The organism is Streptomyces xinghaiensis S187, assembly GCF_000220705.2.
GTDB lineage: Bacteria > Actinomycetota > Actinomycetes > Streptomycetales > Streptomycetaceae > Streptomyces > Streptomyces xinghaiensis.
In genome coordinates, this window is record NZ_CP023202.1 from 6452048 (window position 1) to 6470849 (window position 18802).

Consider the following 18802-nt stretch of genomic DNA (forward strand, 5'->3'; position numbering starts at 1 on the left):
GGTCACCGGACTGCCCGGTCGCCGAAGAACGCCAGCAGTTCGGCGGTGACGAAGGCGGGGTTCTCCTCCGCCAGCCAGTGGCCCGCTCCGGGCACCTCGACGGCCCGCGTGATGCGGGACATGCGGGGCTCGGCGGTGGACCGGGTGAACTCGAGCAGGCCCTCGGCGGTCATGAGCATCGTCGGCACGGAGACCGGTGCGGCGGCGGTGTTGTCGCGCTCGTCCCGGTCCAGCGTCCGGTAGAGCTCGAACCCGCCGCTCAGGACCCGCGGCCGGCGGTAGGTGCGGGCGAACTCGTCGACCTGCTCGTCGGTGAAGGGGGACTCCGCGCCGGGCCCGCCGAAGCTCGTCCCGCCGTGGGCGACGTACGGATAGAACAGTTCGAGGTACTCGCGCACGTCGTCGGCCACGAGCGTCTCCGGGAACGCCTCCTGGTCGTGGAAGGCGACGTGCCAGCTCAGCGACCGGTACCGGTCGGCGCTGAGTCCGGGGCCCGGAAGGGGATAGTCCAGATGGGCATACCGGGCGACCTCGTCCGGGTACTGCGCGGCGTACTGGAAACCGACGCCCGCGCCGAAGTCGTGCCCGACGAGATGGATGTCGCGCAGGCCCAGGTCGCCGGCGACCAGGCCGTGCACGTACCGCGCGAGGGTGGCCTTGTCGTAGCCGGAAGGCGCTCCTCTGCTGTCACCGAGGCCCGGCAGGTCCAGCGCGTACACCGTGTACCGCTCGGCGAGCGCCGGCATGATGCCGCGCCATGCGTACCAGGACTGCGGCCAGCCGTGCAGCAGGACGAGCGGCTCGCCGGTTCCGCCGGTGACGTAGTGCATGCGCACCCCGTCGACGAGGGCGAACTCATGGCGGAACAGGCGGTTGAACTCGGCGTCGTCGCGGGTGGCGGAGTCGAAGGACGCGGTACCGGCCGCGGCGGCCGGACGGTGTGGTGCCTCGTCCCGCGTCTGTCCGGCGCCCGTCGCACACGCGGACGTCAGGACGAGAACGGCCGCGGCCATGGCCGCGCCCCGCCTCCACCGTGACCCGGCCGGTCGGCTGACGGCTGTTCCGCTCCCGTGAGCTGTTGTGGCATGCGTTGTCATGCGGCCTCACCTCCGCGGGCAGCATCTCCACCCCGGTTACGGACTTGCAAGAAAAGTTGCGGATCCGCACGATGGTGGGATGAGCCGAACGGGAGAGGACGTCCTGGCGGGGGTCGGGCCGCGGCTGCGCGCCCTGCGCAGGGCGCGGGGTGCGACGCTGAAGGACCTGGCCACCGAGACGGGCCTGACGCCGAGCACGCTGTCCCGGCTCGAGAACGGCAGACTCCGCCCCACGCTGGAGCAGTTGCTGCCCCTGGCGCGGGCGCACGGCGTTCCGCTCGACGACCTCGTCGCGGCACCGCCGACCGGGGACCCGCGCATCCACCTGCGGCCGGTGCGGCGTTCCGGGCTGGTCCTGGTGCCGCTCACCAGGCGGGCCGGGGGCGTCCAGGCGTACAAGGTGATCTACCCGCCCGCGGGCCGGGCGCCCACCATGAATCTGCAGACCCACGAGGGATACGAGTGGTTCTACGTCCTGGGGGGACAGGTCCGGCTCGTGCTCGGCGAGCAGGAGTTCCGCCTCGGGCCGGGGGAAGCGGCCGAGTTCGACACCCGGGTGCCGCACTGGATCGGCAGCGCCGGCGGCGAGCCCGCGGAACTGCTCACCCTGTTCGGCCCGCAGGGCGAACGCGCCCATGTGCCGGCGCCCGGCGCATGACCCGCCGGACAGGGCGCACTCACCCGGCCTCGGCCGGGCACCCGTACCGGCGCGCTCCGGAGCCGTGATCCCCCCGCCATGACCGGCCCCGCGGAACGGGTCCCCCCGGCGAAGCCACTGCCGCAGGGCACGCTCGCCGTCCGGGCCCGGACAGCCATGCGGGGACGAAACGGCGGGACGAGGCGACCGTGCCCGTGCGCCCGCCGCCCGCAGCGCGCCCCGTCCCCCGGATGGCGCAGCGCCGGAGCGGTGCGGGGGGACGGGCGGCGGAGGGCACCGCCGACCCGTGCCCGGGGCGTGGCAGGGTGGCCGTCATGGACGGCTATGGATGGGAACTGGCGCTGGTCGCCGCGCTGATCGTGCTGAACGCCCTGTTCGCGGGCAGCGAGATCGCCCTCATCTCGCTGCGGGAGAGCCGGCTCAGGCGTCTGCGGCGCGGTGGCGGCGCGAACGCGGCCCGCCTGGTGCGGCTGGCCGAGGACCCGAACCGGTATCTGGCCACGATCCAGGTCGGGATCACCCTGGCCGGGTTCCTCGCGTCGGCGACGGCGGCGGTGTCCCTGGCCGAGCCGGTGGTGCCCCGGCTGTCGTTCCTCGGGGCGGCGGCCGAACCGGTGGCGATCGCCCTGGTGACGCTGGTGCTGACGTTCGTGACGCTGGTGGCCGGGGAGCTGGCGCCGAAGCGGCTGGCCATGCAGTTCGCCGAACGGTGGGCGCTGCTGGCCGCCACCCCGCTGACGGTGCTCTCCACCGCGTCCCGGCCGGTGATCTGGGCCCTGGGCCGGTCCACCAACGCCCTCGTCCGGCTGCTGGGCGGGAATCCGCGGGCGGGGCAGGAACCCCCGACTCCGGAGGAGCTCAAGGACATGGTGGTCGGCCAGCGCGGGCTGACGGCCCAGCAGCGCAGGATTCTCGCCAACGCGCTGGAACTCCACGAGCGCATCCTGCGGGACGTGCTGGTGCCGCGCCGTTCGGTGTTCACCATCGCCGCGTCGCTGCCCGCGGGGGAGGCGCGCGCCGAGTTGGCGGGTGCCGGGCACTCCAGGGCCCCGGTGGTCCGGGCCGGGCATTTCGAGGACGTGATCGGTGTGGTGCGCCTCAGGGATCTGACGACGAGCGATGACGCCGTCCCCGTCGCCGAGGTGGCACGGCCGGCCGTGGTGTTCTCCGACTTCACCAAGGTGTCCGAGGCGCTGCGGCGGTTCCGGGCGGACCGCCAGCAGTTCGCCCTGGTCGTCGACGAGTACGGGTCGGTCGAGGGCATCGTCACGATCGAGGACCTGCTGGAGGAGATCGTCGGGGAGATCTACGACGAGACGGACCGCGACGTGCTGTCCGTGCGGCCGCAGCCGGACGGCTCCCTGCTTCTGCCGGGGTCCTTCCCCGTCCACGACCTGCCCGACATCGGGGTCGAGGTGGGTGCCCCGGCGGCACGGGGGCGGTTCACCACGATCGCCGGTCTCGTCCTGGACCGGCTCGGCCGCATCCCGGAGACGCCGGGGGAGCGGATCCCCCTGGGCGCCTGGGAGGTGGAGGTCACCGAGGTGGATCACCACGCGGTCACCGGCGTCCGGCTCCACCCCCGGGCCGCCGCCGACCGGGAGAGCGAGGACCGGGAGGGCGGAAACCGGGAGGGCGGGGGCGGGGCCGCGAACGGGGCCGGGGGCGGGGCCTGAGCCGTGGACGGTCGAGGGGGCCGGGCTCAGCCCCGGGCGGCGCCGTCCTGCTGGGGCGGGATGCCGTTCGGCGTGCCGTTGCCGGAGGGCCGCTGCTCCCGGCCGAAGGCGGCGGCCTGGAGTTCGTACAGCTCGCGGAAGTGGCCGCCGGGCCGGGTCAGCAGCTCGGCCGGCGGGCCGGATTCGATCAGACGGCCCTCGTGGAGGACGTGGACGAGGTCGGCGTGGCGGACCGAGGCCATGCGGTGGGTGATGAGCACGATCGTCTGCCCGGCGTCGGCGAGTTGGCGGATCTGCCGGAAGACCCGCTCCTCGGCCTTGGCGTCCAGGGCGGCCGTGGGTTCGTCCACGACGAGGATCTCGCCGTCCCGGTACCGGGCGCGGGCGATGCCCAGGCGCTGCCACTGGCCGCCGGAGAGCTGGTGGCCGCCCTTGAAGGTGCGGGAGAGCAGGGTGTCCCAGCGGCGGGGGAGTTCGTCGACGAAGTCGACCCCGGCGTGCTCGGCGGCCTCGGCCAGCCGCCGTTCGCACAGCGGCACCGAGGTGTCGGAGATGGCGACGTTGACGCGGGCGGTCATCGGCCAGCGGTAGTGGTCCTGGGCGACCACCGCGAAGCGTTCGAAGACGGCCTGCCGGTCGGCGTCGGCCGCGTCCACGCCGTCCCACAGGATGCGCCCCCGCTGCGGCGCGTAGAGCCCGCACAACAGCTTGACCAGGGTGGACTTGCCGGAGCCGTTCTCGCCGACCAGGGCGACGACGCCGCCCAGCGGGATGGCCAGGCCGACCTCGCGCAGAACGGGGGTGTCCTCGCAGCCCGGGTAGGCGAAGGTCACGTCCTCCAGCCGGATCTCCCGCACCCGGGCGGGCAGTTGCCGTCCGCCGACGGGGATCTGGCGGTCGGCGGACTCCTTCAGCAGCCGGTTCAGGTCGGCGACGTGCATCGACTCCTCGTGCAGGTAGTTGACGCGCCGGATCAGCCCGTCGAGGGCGCCGGTGCCGGTGCGGATCGCCATGACCGCGGCCCCGGCGCCGGCCAGGGCCATGGCACCGGTCCACAGCAGCGCGCCCAGCAGCAGATACGTGGCGAGGGTGACCAGCCCGGTGAGGGCCGAGGCCAGCAGGCCCGTACGGGCGGCCAGCCGGGCCAGCCGGGTCTGCTCCTCCTCCGCGGCCCGCGACATGCCCCGGAAGTGCTCCAGGATGAACGGGCCCGCGCCGTGCACCCGGACCTCCGCCGCCGCGTCCGTGTCCGTCAGCAGCTGGGAGAGCATCGAGGAGGCCCGTACGTGCTGGAGCCAGCGGTGGAACGACCGGTACCGGCGGCGCGCGACCGTCAGCGAGGCCCAGGCGCTCGGCACCACCATCACCACCAGCATCGGCAGCAGCACCGGATGCAGGACGGTCAGCACCCCGGCCGCCGCGACGAGCGACAGCAGACCGGAGATGACGGCCACGCAGTGCCCGACCATCCGCCGCGCCGAGTCGGCGCCGAACTGGGCCGACTGCAGCAGCCGGTGGAACTCCTCGTCCTCCATGGCCGCCATCTCGACCCGGTACGCCCGCTCCAGGTACATCTCCCGCGCCAGCCGCTCCACCCGCGGCTCCAGCGGCCCGGTGAACCGGATCGACGCGGCCGAGCACAGCGCCCCCACGGCGGCGGCCCCCGCGACGAAGAGCACCACGGGGAGCGACTCCCGCAGCCGGCCGTCCAGGGAACCCGGTCCGAGCAGCACCGCGAGCAGCGCGTTGACCCCGAGCAGGCCCACGGCCTGCGCCACCCCCCGGCCGATCTCGGCGACCGCGACCGCCGCGGTGGCCCCCCGCCCGGCCTGCCAGGACAGCCGCACGGCCATCCCCATCAGCCGGGGGAGCGTGGCCGCCATGGTGCGCAGCGTGAGGGCGTACCGGGTCTCCTCGTACGAGGCCCAGCTCGTGTCGTACACCAGCCGCCCGCCGAACAGCAGCCGCTCACTCTCCGAGACGCCGCCGCCGGCGGACCCGGCGCCGCCGTCCGGGCTCCCGTCGGGTTTCGCGGCCTGCTCGCCGCCCGGCCCCTGGTTCTCCGACGAGCCGGTCCGTGCCGATGCCGTCATCCCATCCCCCTCGTGTGGTCGGTCCCGCCCTGCCGGGCTCCGGTGGCGGCCGCGGGGCGCACACCGTCCGGCTGTGGACGCGCAATCAAACGGATGCTCGGTCCAACGGACAGGAGGGGCCGTACGTAACGGGCCGGACCCGGCGGAGGTGCCGCGTCTGTCGCGAAATGCCCTCGCCCGGCCGCCCAGCCGGTTGATCGTCCACAAGCACAGGCCCGTGACGTGCCGGACCCGGACCCGGACCCGGACCCGGGCTCCGGCGTGACGGAGACCTCTTGTGCAACTAGTTGCACAAGCGCCCGGAGTCCTCTACAAAGGGCGTACCACCCGCGCGCGAGGAGACGACGGATGACCGCGTACCCCCACCTGCTGAGCCCGCTCGACCTGGGCTTCACCACCCTGCCCAACCGTGTGCTGATGGGCTCGATGCACGTCGGGCTCGAAGAGGCCGAACGCGGCTTCGAGCGCATGGCTGCCTTCTACGCGGCGCGGGCGCGCGGCGGTGTCGGGCTCATCGTCACCGGCGGCATCTCCCCGGACGACCGCGGCCGGCCGTACGAGGGCGGCGCCAAGCTCACCACGGAGGCGGAGGCCGAGCAGCACCGGGTGGTCACCGAGGCCGTGCACCGCGAGGGCGGCCGGATCGCGATGCAGATCCTGCACTTCGGGCGGTACGCCTACCACCAGGACCTCGTCGCGCCCAGCGCCATCCGCGCCCCCATCAACGCGAACGTCCCGCGCGCCCTCACCGAGGACGAGATCGAGGAGACCATCGAGTCCTTCGTCCGCGCCGCCGGGCTGGCCCGGTCGGCCGGTTACGACGGCGTCGAGATCATGGGCTCCGAGGGCTACCTGATCAACGAGTTCATCGTCTCGGCGACCAACCACCGCACCGACCGCTGGGGCGGCTCGTACGAGAACCGGATGCGCTTCCCCGTCGAGATCGTCCGCCGGGTCCGGGAGCGCGTCGGCCCCGACTTCATCCTGATCTACCGGCTCTCCATGCTCGACCTCGTCCCCGGCGGCTCCACGCTGGACGAGGTGATCACCCTCGCCCGGGCGGTCGAGGCGGCGGGCGCGACGATCATCAACACCGGCATCGGCTGGCACGAGGCCCGCGTCCCCACCATCGCCACCTCCGTGCCGCGCGGCGCGTACAGCTGGGTCACCGAGAAGGTGATGGGCGCGGTCTCCGTCCCGCTGGTCACGACCAACCGCATCAACACGCCCGAGGTCGGCGAGCGGCTCCTCGCCGAGGGCCGCGCCGACATGGTGTCGCTGGCCCGGCCGTTCCTCGCCGACCCCGACTTCGTGGCCAAGGCCCGCGCGGGCCGTCCCGAGACGATCAACACCTGCATCGGCTGCAACCAGGCCTGCCTCGACCACACCTTCAGCCTCAAGATCACCTCCTGCCTGGTGAACCCGCGGGCCTGCCACGAGACCGAACTCGTGCTCACCCCCACCCGGCGCGGCAAGCGCGTGGCCGTGATCGGCGCCGGTCCCGCGGGCCTCGCCCTGGCCGTGTCGGCCGCCGAGCGCGGCCACACCGTCACCCTCTTCGACGCGGCCGACGAGATCGGCGGCCAGCTCAACCTGGCCCGCCGCATCCCCGGCAAGGAGGAGTTCGACGAGACCCTGCGCTACTTCCGCGTCCAGCTGGAGGAGCACGGCGTGGACGTCCGCCTCGGTACCCGGATCGAGGCCGGGGACCCGGCGCTCGCCGCGTACGACGAGATCGTCGTCGCCACCGGCGTCACCCCCCGCACCCCGGACATCCCGGGCATCGACCACCCCAAGGTCGTCAGCTACCTCGACGTGCTCCGCGACAGCGCGCCGGTCGGGGACCGCGTCGCGGTCATCGGCGCGGGCGGCATCGGCTTCGACGTCGCCGAATACCTCACCGACGGCGGCGAGAAGACGAGCCTCGACCCCGACGCCTACTTCCGCCAGTGGGGCGTCGACACCGACTACCGCGAGCCGGGCGGCCTCCGCACCCCCGAACGCCCCCGGCCGCCGCGCACCGTGCACCTGCTCCAGCGCAAGACCGGCAAGGTCGGCGCCACCCTCGGCACCACCACCGGCTGGATCCACCGCGCCGAGCTCAAGCACCGCGGCGTGACGACGGTGGCGGGAGCGGCGTACGACCGCATCGACGACGAGGGCCTGCACATCACGGTCGACGGCACCGCGAGCGTCGTCCCCGTCGACACGGTCGTCCTGTGCGCCGGCCAGGAACCGAACCGCGGCCTGTACGAGGAACTGCGCGCCGCGGGCCGCCCGGTGCACCTCATCGGCGGCGCGGACGTCGCCGCCGAACTCGACGCCAAGCGGGCCATCCTCCAGGGCACGGAACTCGCCGCCGCGCTGTGAGACGCGGACGCGCCGCACGCCGCGGACCGGGGGCGCGGGCCACCGGTCCGCGGCCCCGGCTCCGGCCGCGGGCCGCGGCGTGCGGGGCCCCGGACCGGCCGGTCAGCCGCCGGAGGGGACGGAGGACGGCGGGGCGGCCGCCCGCGAGACCGTACCTAGGATGCCCGTATGTCCCTGCCGCACGCGATCCTCACCGCCCTGCTGGAGAAGCCCTCCTCGGGCCTCGAACTGGCCCGCCGCTTCGACCGGTCCATCGGCTACTTCTGGTCGGCGACGCACCAGCAGATCTACCGCGAGCTGGGACGCCTGGAGGAGAAGGCCCTGATCCGGGCCCTGCCGTCGGACCGCCCCGCGCAGGGCAAGCGCAAGGAGTACGCGGTGCTGCCCGCCGGCCGCGCCGAACTGACCGCATGGGTGGCCCGCAGGGAGGACCCCAAGCAGATCCGCGACCCGCTGCTGCTGCGCATGCGCGCGGCGGCGGTGGTGGGGACGGCCGGCCTGGAAGCCGAACTGGAACGCCATCTGGAGCTGCACCGGCGCCAGTTGGCCGAGTACGAGGACATCGAACGCCGCGACTTCGGCGAGGCACCGGCGGACGAGCCGGACCGGCTGCGGCACCTCGTCCTCCAGGCCGGCATCGACCAGGAGACCTTCTGGATCGGCTGGCTGACCAAGGCCCTGGCGGGCCTCCGCACGACCTGAGCACCCCCGGGCCCGCCCCACGCGGCGCCACCGGGGGAGCCCCAAGCACGCCCGGGGCAACCGCGGGCACGCCGCCCGGGGACGACGCCCGCCGCCATCGGGGCGACGGCGCGCATCGCGAGAGGAACGAGGAGAAGCCATGTCCGCTCAGAGCACTCAGACCACTCAGACCATTCAGACCCAGAAGCGTTTCCGCGCGGCCGCGGAGCAGCGGGACCTCGCCACCCTGGAGGAGCTGTTCGCCCCCGATGCCCGCCTCTACAGCCCGGTGAAGTTCCGCCCCTTCGAGGGCCGGCCCATGATCATGGGCGTGCTGGGCGTCCTGATGCGCGTCTTCGAGGACTTCCGCTACGTCGGCGAGTTCACCGGCACCTCCGAGCGGAACGCCACCGGTGAGGAAGCCGACTCGGCCGTCCTGATCTTCCGGGCGACCGTGGACGGCAAGGAGATCCACGGCATGGACCTCTTCACCTTCGACGAGGCCGGCCTGATCACGGAACTCACGGTCATGGTCCGCCCGCACTCCGCCGTCGTCACCCTCGGCCAAGCGGTCCTGGCGGGCCTGGCGGAGGACGGCCTGGCCCCGGCGCCCGGCGCCTGACACCGCCCCGCGCCGCACGGGGGCCGGGGGACGGGCCCGCGTGGCGAGGAAGCGCTGGACGAGCAGATGCTGACAGGGGGTTGCGCGGGTGCATCTGCGTGCTTCGACCATCCGGGGCACACGGGGAAGCCCTTGCCGCGCGGCTTCCATCGCGGCAAGGGCTTCTGCCCGCGTGCGTCACGCGCCGATCAGAGAGACCGCTCGGCGGCGAGACCGACGAAGCCCGCCCAGGCATCGCGCGGCACCGTCAGAACGGGCCCGGCCACATCCTTCGAGTCACGGATGTGGACGTCGCTTCCGGCCGCAGCCACCTCCAGGCACTCCCCGCCCTCTGCCCCGCTGTAGCTGCTCTTGAACCAGGCGAGTTCCGACGAGGCGACCGAATTCTCGGCTATGTTCATGTCTCTCTCAGCAACCTCTCGATGAATGTCCGGGTTTCTCGGGGATCGAGCGCCTGCGACCGGATGATTCCATAACGGGCGGCGACGGTACGGACCTCTTCACCCTGCGTCAGCAAGGTGCTCCGGCCTTGAACTTCCAGGTATGCCACCTGGACACCACCCCGGCGTGTGATGACCGTGAACGGACCATCCACGCCCGCGTTGTCCTCCCGGTCGATCGGCATGACCTGGACTTCCACGTTCCTCTTCTCCCCGATGTGGAGCACTCGTTCGAGCACGCCCCGAAGGACGTGCTTCCCACCGAACGGCCTTCGTAGTACGGCCTCGTCAATGACAAAACTCATCAAGGGAGCCGGCCACCGATCCAGAATCGTCTGGCGTGCAGCGCGTGCGGCGACGCGTCGTTCGATGATTTCCTCGTCCAGCAGCGGGCGACGCATCGCAAGTAGTGCCCGCGTGTACTCCTCGGTCTGCAAGAGCCCGGGCACAGCTTGGACGGCGTACAACCAGAGCTCAACAGCCTCCGCCTCCAGCCGTGCCGCGTCGCGGAAGAAGGCCGGGTACTGCGCACGCTGCACCTCGTCCTTGAGGGCGGTGAGCAGCCCGCCCGTCCCCAGTACCTCGTCCGCCCGCTCGATGAATTTCCCGGGCGGGATGCGCCTGCCCTGCTCGAAGGAGGCGATGGCCGAGGACGAATAGCTCAGCCGCGCCCCGAACTCCGGCCGTTCCAGCCCCGCCCGCGTGCGCAGCAGTTTCAACTGCCGCCCGAACGCGGTGACGATGCCCGTCCCCGAATCCCGCCCCGGCCGTGGCCCGTCGTCGTTCCGCGCATCCAGCGCGTGAGGCGCCTCGTCCTCTGCGGCCTCGTCCCACCCGTCTCCGCCCTCTGGCGTGTTCGGTTGCTCCACTGTCCCCAACTCCTTTCCCCTGCACGGAAGAACGGGCGGGCGGTGCGCCGGTCACGGCGTGCCTTGCGTACGGCGGTGCTCCGGGCGCGTACAGAATCCGGGGTGAGCGGCGACTCGGCCGCTGCTCACGGCCCGACCGGGAGTTCTGGACGACCGTGCGGCGCGGGAGTTGAGACAGAAGAGCGCTGCGGCGCCGCACACCCCACCGCGGTGTCAGTCGTCAGAGCCTCCGCCCCCGCCCAGGCTCGAACGCCGGCCCGAACGCCCCAGCAGGCTGACCATCTGGGCCACCGCCAAGGTCACTCCGGAAACCGCGCGCACCCAGCGCGGGCCGCCCCGCGCCGCCCACACGACGCAGACGCATCCTCCGGCGACGAGCACGAGAAACCCGGCCAGGACGAGTACGGCCATGTCCGTCCCCCTGTTCTGTTGCGGTCGGCGCGATGCGGCAGCCCGGCGTGGTCGTCGCCGGACCGGTTCCCCGCTGCGGCCCCCGGCGCCGTATCGGAGGCCGCAACACAAGATCAGGCCCCCGGAACCGTATGGCCGCCCGGCATGCGGTGGCTACACCGGCCGCTGGGCGGCGCGGCCGTGGTCCAACGTCCTCGGGCTCGTCGCGCCCGGTACACGCGTGCCCATGGTGGGGGAGCGCCGTCTGCCTCGGGTGCACCGGCGCACGGGCCGGGGTACGGGTGCGCGCGTGCGCCGCTCCCTCGCGCACCGGTCCTCCGTACGGCGCGTACCGGTGGGGTGCCGCGCCCGTACAACCCTCGGGTGACAGTGCGCCACCTCTGGTCAACGCGGCGTGGGAACGGCAGGGTTCGGGGACGTGGCCAACGACCTCCGCCTCCCCCCATGCCCCGCTCGACTCCCGTTCCCCGTACGGCACTTCGGGGCGCGTCCGCCCGCCACCCCCGCGGCCGGGAAGCGCCCCGGGGAGCCCGCCCGGCGCCGTGCGCTGACGTTCGCGCCGCACGGGGTGGCCGTGGACGGCGGGCCCCTGCCGGGCGCGTCCGTGGCCTGCGTCTACTGGTCGGAGGCCACCGCCGAGGGCCCGGTGAACGGCCGCACCGTCGCCGTGCGGCTCGGCGGCTACGCGGCGCCCACCCGCCGTCTCGCCCTCCGCTGGCTCCGCTCCCAGGCACACCGGATCGCCGACGGGCTCGACCCCGACCCGGCCGAGCCGTGGGCCGGTGAGGGCGTCCTCTGCCCCGTACCGGAGCGGTACGCCGACGCGCCGTCCGAGTTGCGCCGCTGGGCCGCCGACGACCTGCGGCAGCAGGCGGCCGCCCTCCGGCTCGCCGAGGGCCTGCCGTTCCGGCTCACCGCCGCCGACCACACGGGGCGCTACTCGCTCCTGGCCCGCCCCGTGGCCGTCACGGCACTGCCGCGCGTCGCCGCCGCCCCGGGGCCGGCTGCGGCGTAGCGGGCGCGCCTCCGGAGGTGTCTCCTTGCCGGAGCCGCCCGCGGCGGTGCCGGCACCCCGGATCGGCGTTCGGATTCGCGGCCGGCGGGCCGCAGGGCACGGCGAGTTGGCAGGCCGGAGGGCACGGCGGGTCGGCAGGCCGGCCGGGCGGCCGGCGGGCGGTGAGTCCGGAAGGCGTGTGGTCCGGGCAGGCCCGAGGAGTGGGTCCGGCGGGCATGCGGACCGGCAGGCACGCGGACCGGGATCAGTGCCCGATGTCCCGGTCACCCGCCTCCACCAGTCCGCTCTCGTACGCGAAGATGACGATCTGCACCCGGTCGCGCAGGCCGAGCTTGCCGAGGATGCTCGACACATGTGACTTGACGGTGGCGGGGCCGATGAAGAGCTGGGCGGCGATCTCCGCGTTGCTCGCGCCCCGGGCGGCGGCGACCACGATCTCGCGCTCGCGCTCGGTGAGCCGTTCCAGGCGGCCCGCCACCGCGGTGTTGACGCGGCGCTCCGCGAACCGGTCGACCAGGCGCCGGGTGATCGAGGGGGCCAGCAGCGCTCCGCCCCCGGCCACGGTGCGTACGGCGGTGGCGAGTTGCTCGGGCGGGATGTCCTTGAGCACGAAGGCGCTGGCACCGGCGCGCAGCGCCTCGTACACGTACTCGTCCGGGTCGAAGGTGGTCAGGATCAGCACCCGGACGTCCCAGTCCGCGTCCCGCAGGATCCGGGAGGTGGCCTCGATGCCGTCCATGCCCGGCATGCGGATGTCCATGAGGACCACGTCCGGACGGTGCCTGCTCACCGCCTCGACGGCCTCGAGTCCCGTCCCGGCCTCGGCCAGGACCCGGATGTCGTCATGGACCCGCAGAATCATGGCGAATCCCCGGCGGACCAGCGCCTGGTCGTCGACGACGACGACACCGATGCTCACGCGGGCTCCCCTCCCGTGGGCAGACGGGCCGTCAGCCGGAATCCGCCGCCGGGACGCGGCCCCGCGTCGAGGCTTCCGCCGAGGAGGAGCGCTCTCTCCCGCATGCCGACGATCCCGTGGCCCGCCACACCGCCGTGAGGCCCGGCTGCCGACACGGACGGGACGGCGGCACCACGGCCGTCATCGACCACTTCTATGGTCAGGTCGCCGCCGTCCCTGCGCAGCCGCACCTCGGCGCGGGTCCGCGGCCCGCTGTGTTTGAGCACGTTGGTCAGCGCCTCCTGGACGATGCGGTACGCCGACAGCTCCACCCGGGCCGGGAGAGCGGCCCCGGCACCGCCGCCGGCCGGGACGACCGAGACGTCCAGCCCCGCCTCGCGCACCTGCTCGACGAGCCGGGGGAGGTCGTCCAGCCGGGGCTGCGGGCCCAGCCGGTCGCGGTCCGCCTCCGGCCGCAGCACTCCCAGCAGGTGACGCAGCTCGTCCAGCGCCTGGCGCCCGGCTTCCTCCACCGCCGCCATCGCCTCGCGGGCCTCCTCGGGATCGTGGGCGGCCACCATCCGGGCCGCACCCGCCTGCACCGTCATCATGCTCACCCGGTGCGCGACCACGTCGTGCAGTTCGCGGGCGATGTGGCTGCGCTCCTCGGTGACGATCCGGCGCGCCTCGGCGGCCTGCTCGTAACGGAGCTGGACGGCGCGCTCCGCCCGCAGCCGCAGGCGCCTGCCGATGTACCAGGCACCGGCCATGACCAGGACGCCGAAGCCGATGTCCCCCCAGGGGACGGAGTCCAGCAGGCCGTCGGCCACCAGCGCGGCGAGGGCCGCGGCGACGGCGAGCCGGTTCCCCCGGGTGGCACCCGCGTACTTCCCCACGCCGTACAGGGCGACGACCACCATCCCGCCCATGGTGGCGTAGCTGCTCCCCAGCGTCGGGGCCCAGGCGGCGAGCACCACCACCAGCACCGCGGCCGGTTCGCGGCGGCGCCGGCAGAGCGCCGCGCCGGCCACGGCGTACAGCAGCAGGACGGGGAGGGGGACGTCGGTGACCGGGCGGAGGGCGAGCGTGCCGCCCGGCGCCTCCTCCACGAACACCGTCAGCAGGAACATGACGGCCGCGAGCACGGCGTCCGCGGTGCGCGGCCGGCGGGTGAAGGGCCCGCGGAACCCGCTCGGTACGCCGGGGAGGGGTACGCCGGGGAGCGGAACACCGGAAGGCAGCGCCGTACGGTTCATCATCGCTCCCGGGGAGGCTTCGGTGCCCCGGCGAGCCGTCGGGATCCACCGGGCACACCATCGTAGGACCAGGTCGGAGACGCGGTCACCCGCCCGTGGGCGGGTGCCTCCTCCGTCGCGCGGGGGAGGCGCCGCCCCGGTCCCCCCGCCCCGCGGGGGAGGGGCGAACCCGTCCGGCGGCAGGGGACAGCCGGGGGCCGGGCGCCGACGATGGAACCGCCTCACGGCTCCTGCCCCCGCCGCACCGAAGAGAGACGGCGGGCGGCAGTCATCTCACGGGAGCACACACCTTCATGAACCGATTCACGCGCCGCATCGGCGGCGCGAGCGCCCGCCGGCCCCGGGCCACGATCGCCGCCTGGGCGGTGGCCCTCCTCCTCGTGCTGCCGCTCGCCGGCATGTTCGGCGGGGCGTTCGCCGACGACCTCGTCGCTCCCGGCAGCCGGAGCGAGAAGGCGATGGAACTGCTCGAGGAGCGCTTCCCGGAAGCGTCCGGCGGCAGCGCCATGGTGGTTTTCGCCGCGCCGGAGGGGGACCGGCTGCAGCGGCACCGGGACGCCGTCGACGCCGCGGTCGTCCGGATCGCCGACGTGGAGCACGTCGCCTCGGCGGCCGGCCCCTTCACCGGCGGTGCGCTCTCGCCCGACGGACGCATCGGCTTCGCCCGGATCACGTTCGACGTGCCCGTGATGGACGTGGACCCCGGGCAGATCGAGGCCATGGCCGACGCGATCGAGCCCGCACGCGGTGCGGGTCTCGTCGCCGAACTGGGCGGTGACGCCGTCTTCCTCAACGCCGAGACGGAGACCTCGGGCGCGGAGGCGGCGGGCCTGCTGGCCGCACTGGTCATCCTGGTGGTGGCGTTCGGCACGGTCGTGGCCGCCCTGGTGCCGGTCGCGCTCGCCCTGGTGGCCGTCGCCGCGGGCCTCGGCAGCGTCCTGCTGCTGGCCAACGCGATGGACGTCTCCACCGCCGCCCCCACGATCGGCGCGATGATCGGCCTGGGCACCGGCATCGACTACGCCCTGTTCATCGTGGCCCGTCACCGCGAGAACCGCACCGCGGGCCAGGACAACGCCACCGCGCTGTCGAACGCCATGGCGTCGGCGGGCGCGGCCGTGCTGTTCGCGGGCGGCACCGTCGTCGTGGCGATGGCCGCCCTCGCGCTGACCGGGCTGAGTTTCCTGACGTCGATCGGCCTGAGCACCGCCCTGGTGGTCCTCTTCGCCGTGGCGGCCGCCCTGACCCTCCTGCCGGCCCTGCTCACGCTCCTCGGCGACCGGGTCCACAACAGGCGGCGGCTCCCGGGCCGTGAGCGCCCGGCGAAGAGGGCCGAGTTCACGGCGTGGTGGCGTTTCGCCCACCGTGTGTCCGCCCGGCCGTGGCGCCACCTGCTCGCCGCGTCCGCGGTGCTGCTCACCCTGGCCGCCCCCGCGCTGAGCATGGAGACGGGCTTCCCCGACGCCGGCGACGACTCGGCGAGCACCACCCACCGGCGCGCCTACGACCTGCTGGCGGAGGGGTTCGGCCCCGGTGTCAACGCCCCCCTGGTCATCGTCGCCGATCTGCGCGGCCCGGGGGCCGGCGCCGAGGACATCCCCGGGCTGGCCCGGCGCATCGCCGCCGACCCCGGCATCGTCACGGTCGGCGAGGCGCGGACCTCCGCGGCCGGGGACACCGTCGTACTGCCCACGATCCCGGCCACCGGCCCCGCGGACTCCGAGACCGCGCGGACGCTCGAACGGGTTCGCGGCCTCGTCCCCGCCAACGTCGCTGTGTCCGGTGTGACCGCGGTGACCGACGACCTCACCCGGCAACTCGCCGATACGCTGCCGATTCTCATCAGCGCGATCCTGGCGGCGTCCTTCCTGCTGCTGATGCTGGTGTTCCGCTCCGTCGCGCTGCCCGTGAAGGCCGTCGTGGTGAACCTGCTGTCCATCGGCGGGGCGTACGGCGTGGTGGTCGCCGTCTTCCAGTGGGGCTGGCTCGGCGGCCTGTTCAACCTCGACGGGACCTACCTGATCGCCTCGCCCCTGCCCACGATCTTCTTCGCGGTCCTCTTCGGCCTCTCCATGGACTACGAGGTGTTCCTCCTCTCCCGCGTCCGGGAGGAGTACGAGGCCACCGGGGACACCACCGAGTCGGTGGCGCGCGGCATGGCGGCCACCGGCCGGGTGATCACCTCGGCCGCACTGATCATGACCGTGGTGTTCCTCGGCTTCGTCGCCAACCCCTCACCCCTCGTCAAGATGATGGGACTGGGCCTGGCGACCGCCATCGTGCTCGACGCCACGCTCGTCCGCATGGTCCTCGTGCCCGCGGCCATGGCCCTGATGGGACGTGCCACCTGGTGGCTGCCCCGCGGGCTCGGCCGCCGGCTGCCCCGGATCGGCGTGGAGGCCGCGGATCCGGATCTCCCGCCCGGGCCGGAGCCCGAGCCGGCGCTCGCCCCGGGGCCCGGGAACCGCTGAGGCGAGGAGGGGACCGGGGGCGGGGGCCCGGGCCCGGGCTGGGCCGGAGCCGCGATCGGGGTCCGGGCCGGGGCCGGGCGGATTGCCCGTTGGGTCCCACGGTGCCGTGAGCACCGGCCGTCCTCCGGGGAACCGTGTGTGCGCGCAGCCCGCTTGACAGAACACCGCCGCTGCAAAAGGCTGGACCGACCAGTCGGTATGAAGAGGTGGCGCATGTCAGGTCAGGTGAGGATCCCGACCTCCCGGGGAGTGTTCGACGCGATCACCGCGGGGCCCGAGGACGGCCGTCCGGTCCTCCTGCTGCACGGATTCCCGCAGACCGGGCTCGTCTGGGAGCGGCAGATCACCGCGCTGGCGGACCGGGGGTTCCGGGTGGCCGCACCCGACCAGCGCGGGTACTCGCCGGGCGCCCGCCCGGAGGACCCCGCCGAGTACGCCATGGACGCCCTCGTCGCCGACGTGGTGGCGATCACCGGTGAACTCGGCTGGCCCGTCTTCGACCTCGTCGGCCACGACTGGGGCGGCGCGGTGGCCTGGTGGACCGCCGACGCCCACCCGGACCGGCTGCGCACCCTGACGGTCGTCTCCACCCCGCACCCCGGCGCCCTGGCGAGCACCCTCCGTACCGACCCGGACCAGCGGGCACGCTCGCGGTACATGACGGAGTGGCGGGACCCGGCGACCGAGCGGCGCATGCTCGCGGACGGCGCCCGGGAGCTGCGCGCCCTCTACGGAGACGCGGTCCCGGCGGACCGGGTCGAGGAGTACGTGCGGCACCTGTCGCCGCCGGGCGCCCTCACCGGGGCGTTGAACTGGTACCGGGGCGGCCGCCCCGGCCACGCGATCGGCACCACCTCCGTGCCCACCCTGTACGTCTGGGGCACGGAGGACATGGCCTTCGGCCCGGCCGCCGCCGAGGAGACCGGGAGCCGGGTCGGGGGGCCGTACCGCTTCGAGCGCCTTCCGGGCGTCGGCCATTGGGTCCCCGAGGAGGTCCCCGGCGTGCTGAACCGTCTGCTGCTGGAACACCTGCGGACGCATCCCGGTGACTGACCTCCCCCGGACGGCGCCGGCACCGGAACCGGCGTCGGCGCCCGCCCCGCCCACAGCCGCCGGGCCCGGGCCCGGCGCGTCACCAGGTGCGGGACTCCCTCAGCAGGTGGTCGCGGACCAGTGCCACGTGCGGGTTGTCCGCGGTTCCGGGCCGCTCCACGAGATAGGCCGTGTTGATGGGCGGGTCCTCCGGGCTGAGCAGCGGGACCAGGGCGCCGGAGGCGAGTTCGGCCCGGCAGAGGTAGTCCGGCAGGACGGTGACACCCGCCCCGGCGGTGACCGCCGTCAGAACGCCCCGCAGATCCGGCATGGTCAGCGCGGCCTGCCCGGCCAGGCGCCGGCCGAAGACGTGGCGCCAGTAGCGGCGGGCGATGGGCAGGTCCTCCGCGTACGTCACGAGCGGCACCCCGGACAGGGCGGCCGGGCCCTCGGCGGCGACCCGGTCGGGGCCGATCCGCTCCGCCCACTCGGGCGAGGCGACCAGGACGAACTCCTCGTCCGCCAGCGGTACGGAGGCCAGGGTGCGGCCGCGCGGCCGGCGGGAGGAGACCACCAGGTCGTGGCGGCCCGCGCGGAGCCCCTCCAGCAGGTCGTCGGAGAGACCGGTGGCGACCCGCAGCCGCACGCCGCGCGCGACCAGCGGCGCGAGGACGCGCAGGGCGCAGGAGCTGAGGAAGTCGGCCGGCCCGGCGAGGTGCACCGGCGCCGCGGTGTCGCCGTCGAACGGCCCGCGGTCGGCGACCGCGGCGAGGGCGTCGATCGGTCCGGCGACCCGGTCCGCCAGCTCGTCGGCGAAGGGGGTGGACGCCACCCCGCGCGACTGCCGTTCGAAGAGCTGGCGCCCGAGGTGCCGCTCCAGCGCGCGGATCTGGGTGGTCACGGTCGGCTGGGACAGGCCGAGGAGGGGCGCGGCGGCCGTGTACGAGCCGGTCCGGTGCACGGCCAGGAAGGTGCGGAGGAGGGAGAGGTTCACGGGCGCGGCCGGGGCCTGCCGGGGCCCGGACGGCGCCGCCGGTTGGCCCGGCGGGTCCCGCGGGGCCGCCGCCGGGGAGCCCTGGGCGGGCTCGGGCGGAGCTCCCCCCGATCCTTCCCGCGACCCATTGGATTCCCTATTTCTCATCTTGCGAACTCTATTGGATCGCCGAAGCGGAGGCGGCCTACGGTCGGGGGTGCCGGTGGACTGACGATCTGA

General features: G+C 74.1%; 16 protein-coding genes. 8 read left to right on the forward strand and 8 right to left on the reverse strand.

Going from position 1 to position 18802, the window contains the following annotated elements:
* Positions 1-2: 2 nt before the first annotated feature.
* Positions 3-1013, reverse strand: a complete 1011-nt coding sequence (locus SXIN_RS27590) for an alpha/beta fold hydrolase (protein ID WP_019708665.1) — start codon at positions 1011-1013, stop codon at positions 3-5.
* Between the two features lie 163 nt (positions 1014-1176).
* Between SXIN_RS27590 and SXIN_RS27595 the strand changes: the two genes are divergently transcribed.
* Entirely contained in the window at positions 1177-1755 is a 579-nt protein-coding gene (locus SXIN_RS27595; protein WP_019708664.1) for a helix-turn-helix domain-containing protein, read from the forward strand.
* A 314-nt stretch (positions 1756-2069) separates the two neighbouring features.
* Complete coding sequence (locus SXIN_RS27600; protein WP_095758223.1) at positions 2070-3431, forward strand: hemolysin family protein; 1362 nt, start codon at positions 2070-2072, stop codon at positions 3429-3431.
* A gap of 26 nt (positions 3432-3457) precedes the next feature.
* On the opposite strand, the gene SXIN_RS27605 is transcribed toward SXIN_RS27600, so the two are convergent.
* Positions 3458-5524: an ABC transporter ATP-binding protein gene (locus tag SXIN_RS27605; RefSeq protein WP_019708663.1), complete on the reverse strand. Its 2067-nt coding sequence runs from the start codon at positions 5522-5524 to the stop codon at positions 3458-3460.
* A gap of 348 nt (positions 5525-5872) precedes the next feature.
* On the opposite strand from SXIN_RS27605, the gene SXIN_RS27610 reads away from it, so the two are divergent.
* The 3 genes from SXIN_RS27610 (at position 5873) to SXIN_RS27620 (ending at position 9197) form a co-directional block, all read left to right on the forward strand.
* The gene (locus SXIN_RS27610) at positions 5873-7894 is read left to right on the forward strand and encodes an NADPH-dependent 2,4-dienoyl-CoA reductase (protein ID WP_019708662.1); all 2022 of its coding nucleotides are present in this window, start codon (positions 5873-5875) and stop codon (positions 7892-7894) included.
* A 168-nt stretch (positions 7895-8062) separates the two neighbouring features.
* Complete coding sequence (locus SXIN_RS27615) at positions 8063-8596, forward strand: PadR family transcriptional regulator (RefSeq protein ID WP_019708661.1); 534 nt, start codon at positions 8063-8065, stop codon at positions 8594-8596.
* A 139-nt stretch (positions 8597-8735) separates the two neighbouring features.
* The gene (locus SXIN_RS27620) at positions 8736-9197 is read left to right on the forward strand and encodes a nuclear transport factor 2 family protein (protein WP_019708660.1); all 462 of its coding nucleotides are present in this window, start codon (positions 8736-8738) and stop codon (positions 9195-9197) included.
* Positions 9198-9385: 188 nt separating this feature from the next.
* Here SXIN_RS27620 and SXIN_RS27625 read toward each other — a convergent pair whose 3' ends face one another.
* From SXIN_RS27625 to SXIN_RS31645, 3 genes are all read right to left on the reverse strand, one after another.
* A complete protein-coding gene (locus SXIN_RS27625; RefSeq protein WP_019708659.1) occupies positions 9386-9598 on the reverse strand; it encodes a DUF397 domain-containing protein in 213 nt (70 codons plus the stop codon).
* On the reverse strand, positions 9595-10434 hold the full coding sequence (locus SXIN_RS27630) for a helix-turn-helix domain-containing protein (RefSeq protein ID WP_039821148.1): 840 nt from the start codon (positions 10432-10434) through the stop codon (positions 9595-9597). The genes SXIN_RS27625 and SXIN_RS27630 overlap by 4 nt, the downstream gene beginning before the upstream one ends.
* A gap of 285 nt (positions 10435-10719) precedes the next feature.
* Positions 10720-10917: a hypothetical protein gene (locus tag SXIN_RS31645; protein WP_019708657.1), complete on the reverse strand. Its 198-nt coding sequence runs from the start codon at positions 10915-10917 to the stop codon at positions 10720-10722.
* 418 nt (positions 10918-11335) lie between these two features.
* Between SXIN_RS31645 and SXIN_RS32535 the strand changes: the two genes are divergently transcribed.
* A complete protein-coding gene (locus SXIN_RS32535) occupies positions 11336-11932 on the forward strand; it encodes a hypothetical protein (RefSeq protein WP_238153877.1) in 597 nt (198 codons plus the stop codon).
* Positions 11933-12176: 244 nt separating this feature from the next.
* On the opposite strand, the gene SXIN_RS27645 is transcribed toward SXIN_RS32535, so the two are convergent.
* Positions 12177-12851, reverse strand: coding sequence for a response regulator (locus SXIN_RS27645; protein WP_019708656.1), 675 nt, complete (start codon positions 12849-12851; stop codon positions 12177-12179).
* Positions 12848-13975: a sensor histidine kinase gene (locus SXIN_RS27650; RefSeq protein WP_238153878.1), complete on the reverse strand. Its 1128-nt coding sequence runs from the start codon at positions 13973-13975 to the stop codon at positions 12848-12850. The genes SXIN_RS27645 and SXIN_RS27650 overlap by 4 nt, the downstream gene beginning before the upstream one ends.
* A 404-nt stretch (positions 13976-14379) precedes the next feature.
* On the opposite strand from SXIN_RS27650, the gene SXIN_RS27655 reads away from it, so the two are divergent.
* Both SXIN_RS27655 and SXIN_RS27660 read left to right on the forward strand, forming a co-directional pair.
* The gene (locus tag SXIN_RS27655) at positions 14380-16557 is read left to right on the forward strand and encodes an MMPL family transporter (protein ID WP_019708654.1); all 2178 of its coding nucleotides are present in this window, start codon (positions 14380-14382) and stop codon (positions 16555-16557) included.
* A 213-nt stretch (positions 16558-16770) separates the two neighbouring features.
* Positions 16771-17610 carry an alpha/beta fold hydrolase gene (locus SXIN_RS27660; RefSeq protein WP_039818215.1) on the forward strand — a complete coding sequence of 280 codons (840 nt, stop codon included), beginning with the start codon at positions 16771-16773 and terminating at the stop codon, positions 17608-17610.
* A gap of 79 nt (positions 17611-17689) precedes the next feature.
* Here SXIN_RS27660 and SXIN_RS27665 read toward each other — a convergent pair whose 3' ends face one another.
* The gene (locus tag SXIN_RS27665) at positions 17690-18583 is read right to left on the reverse strand and encodes a LysR family transcriptional regulator (protein WP_238153879.1); all 894 of its coding nucleotides are present in this window, start codon (positions 18581-18583) and stop codon (positions 17690-17692) included.
* Between the last annotated feature and the right edge of the window lie 219 nt (positions 18584-18802).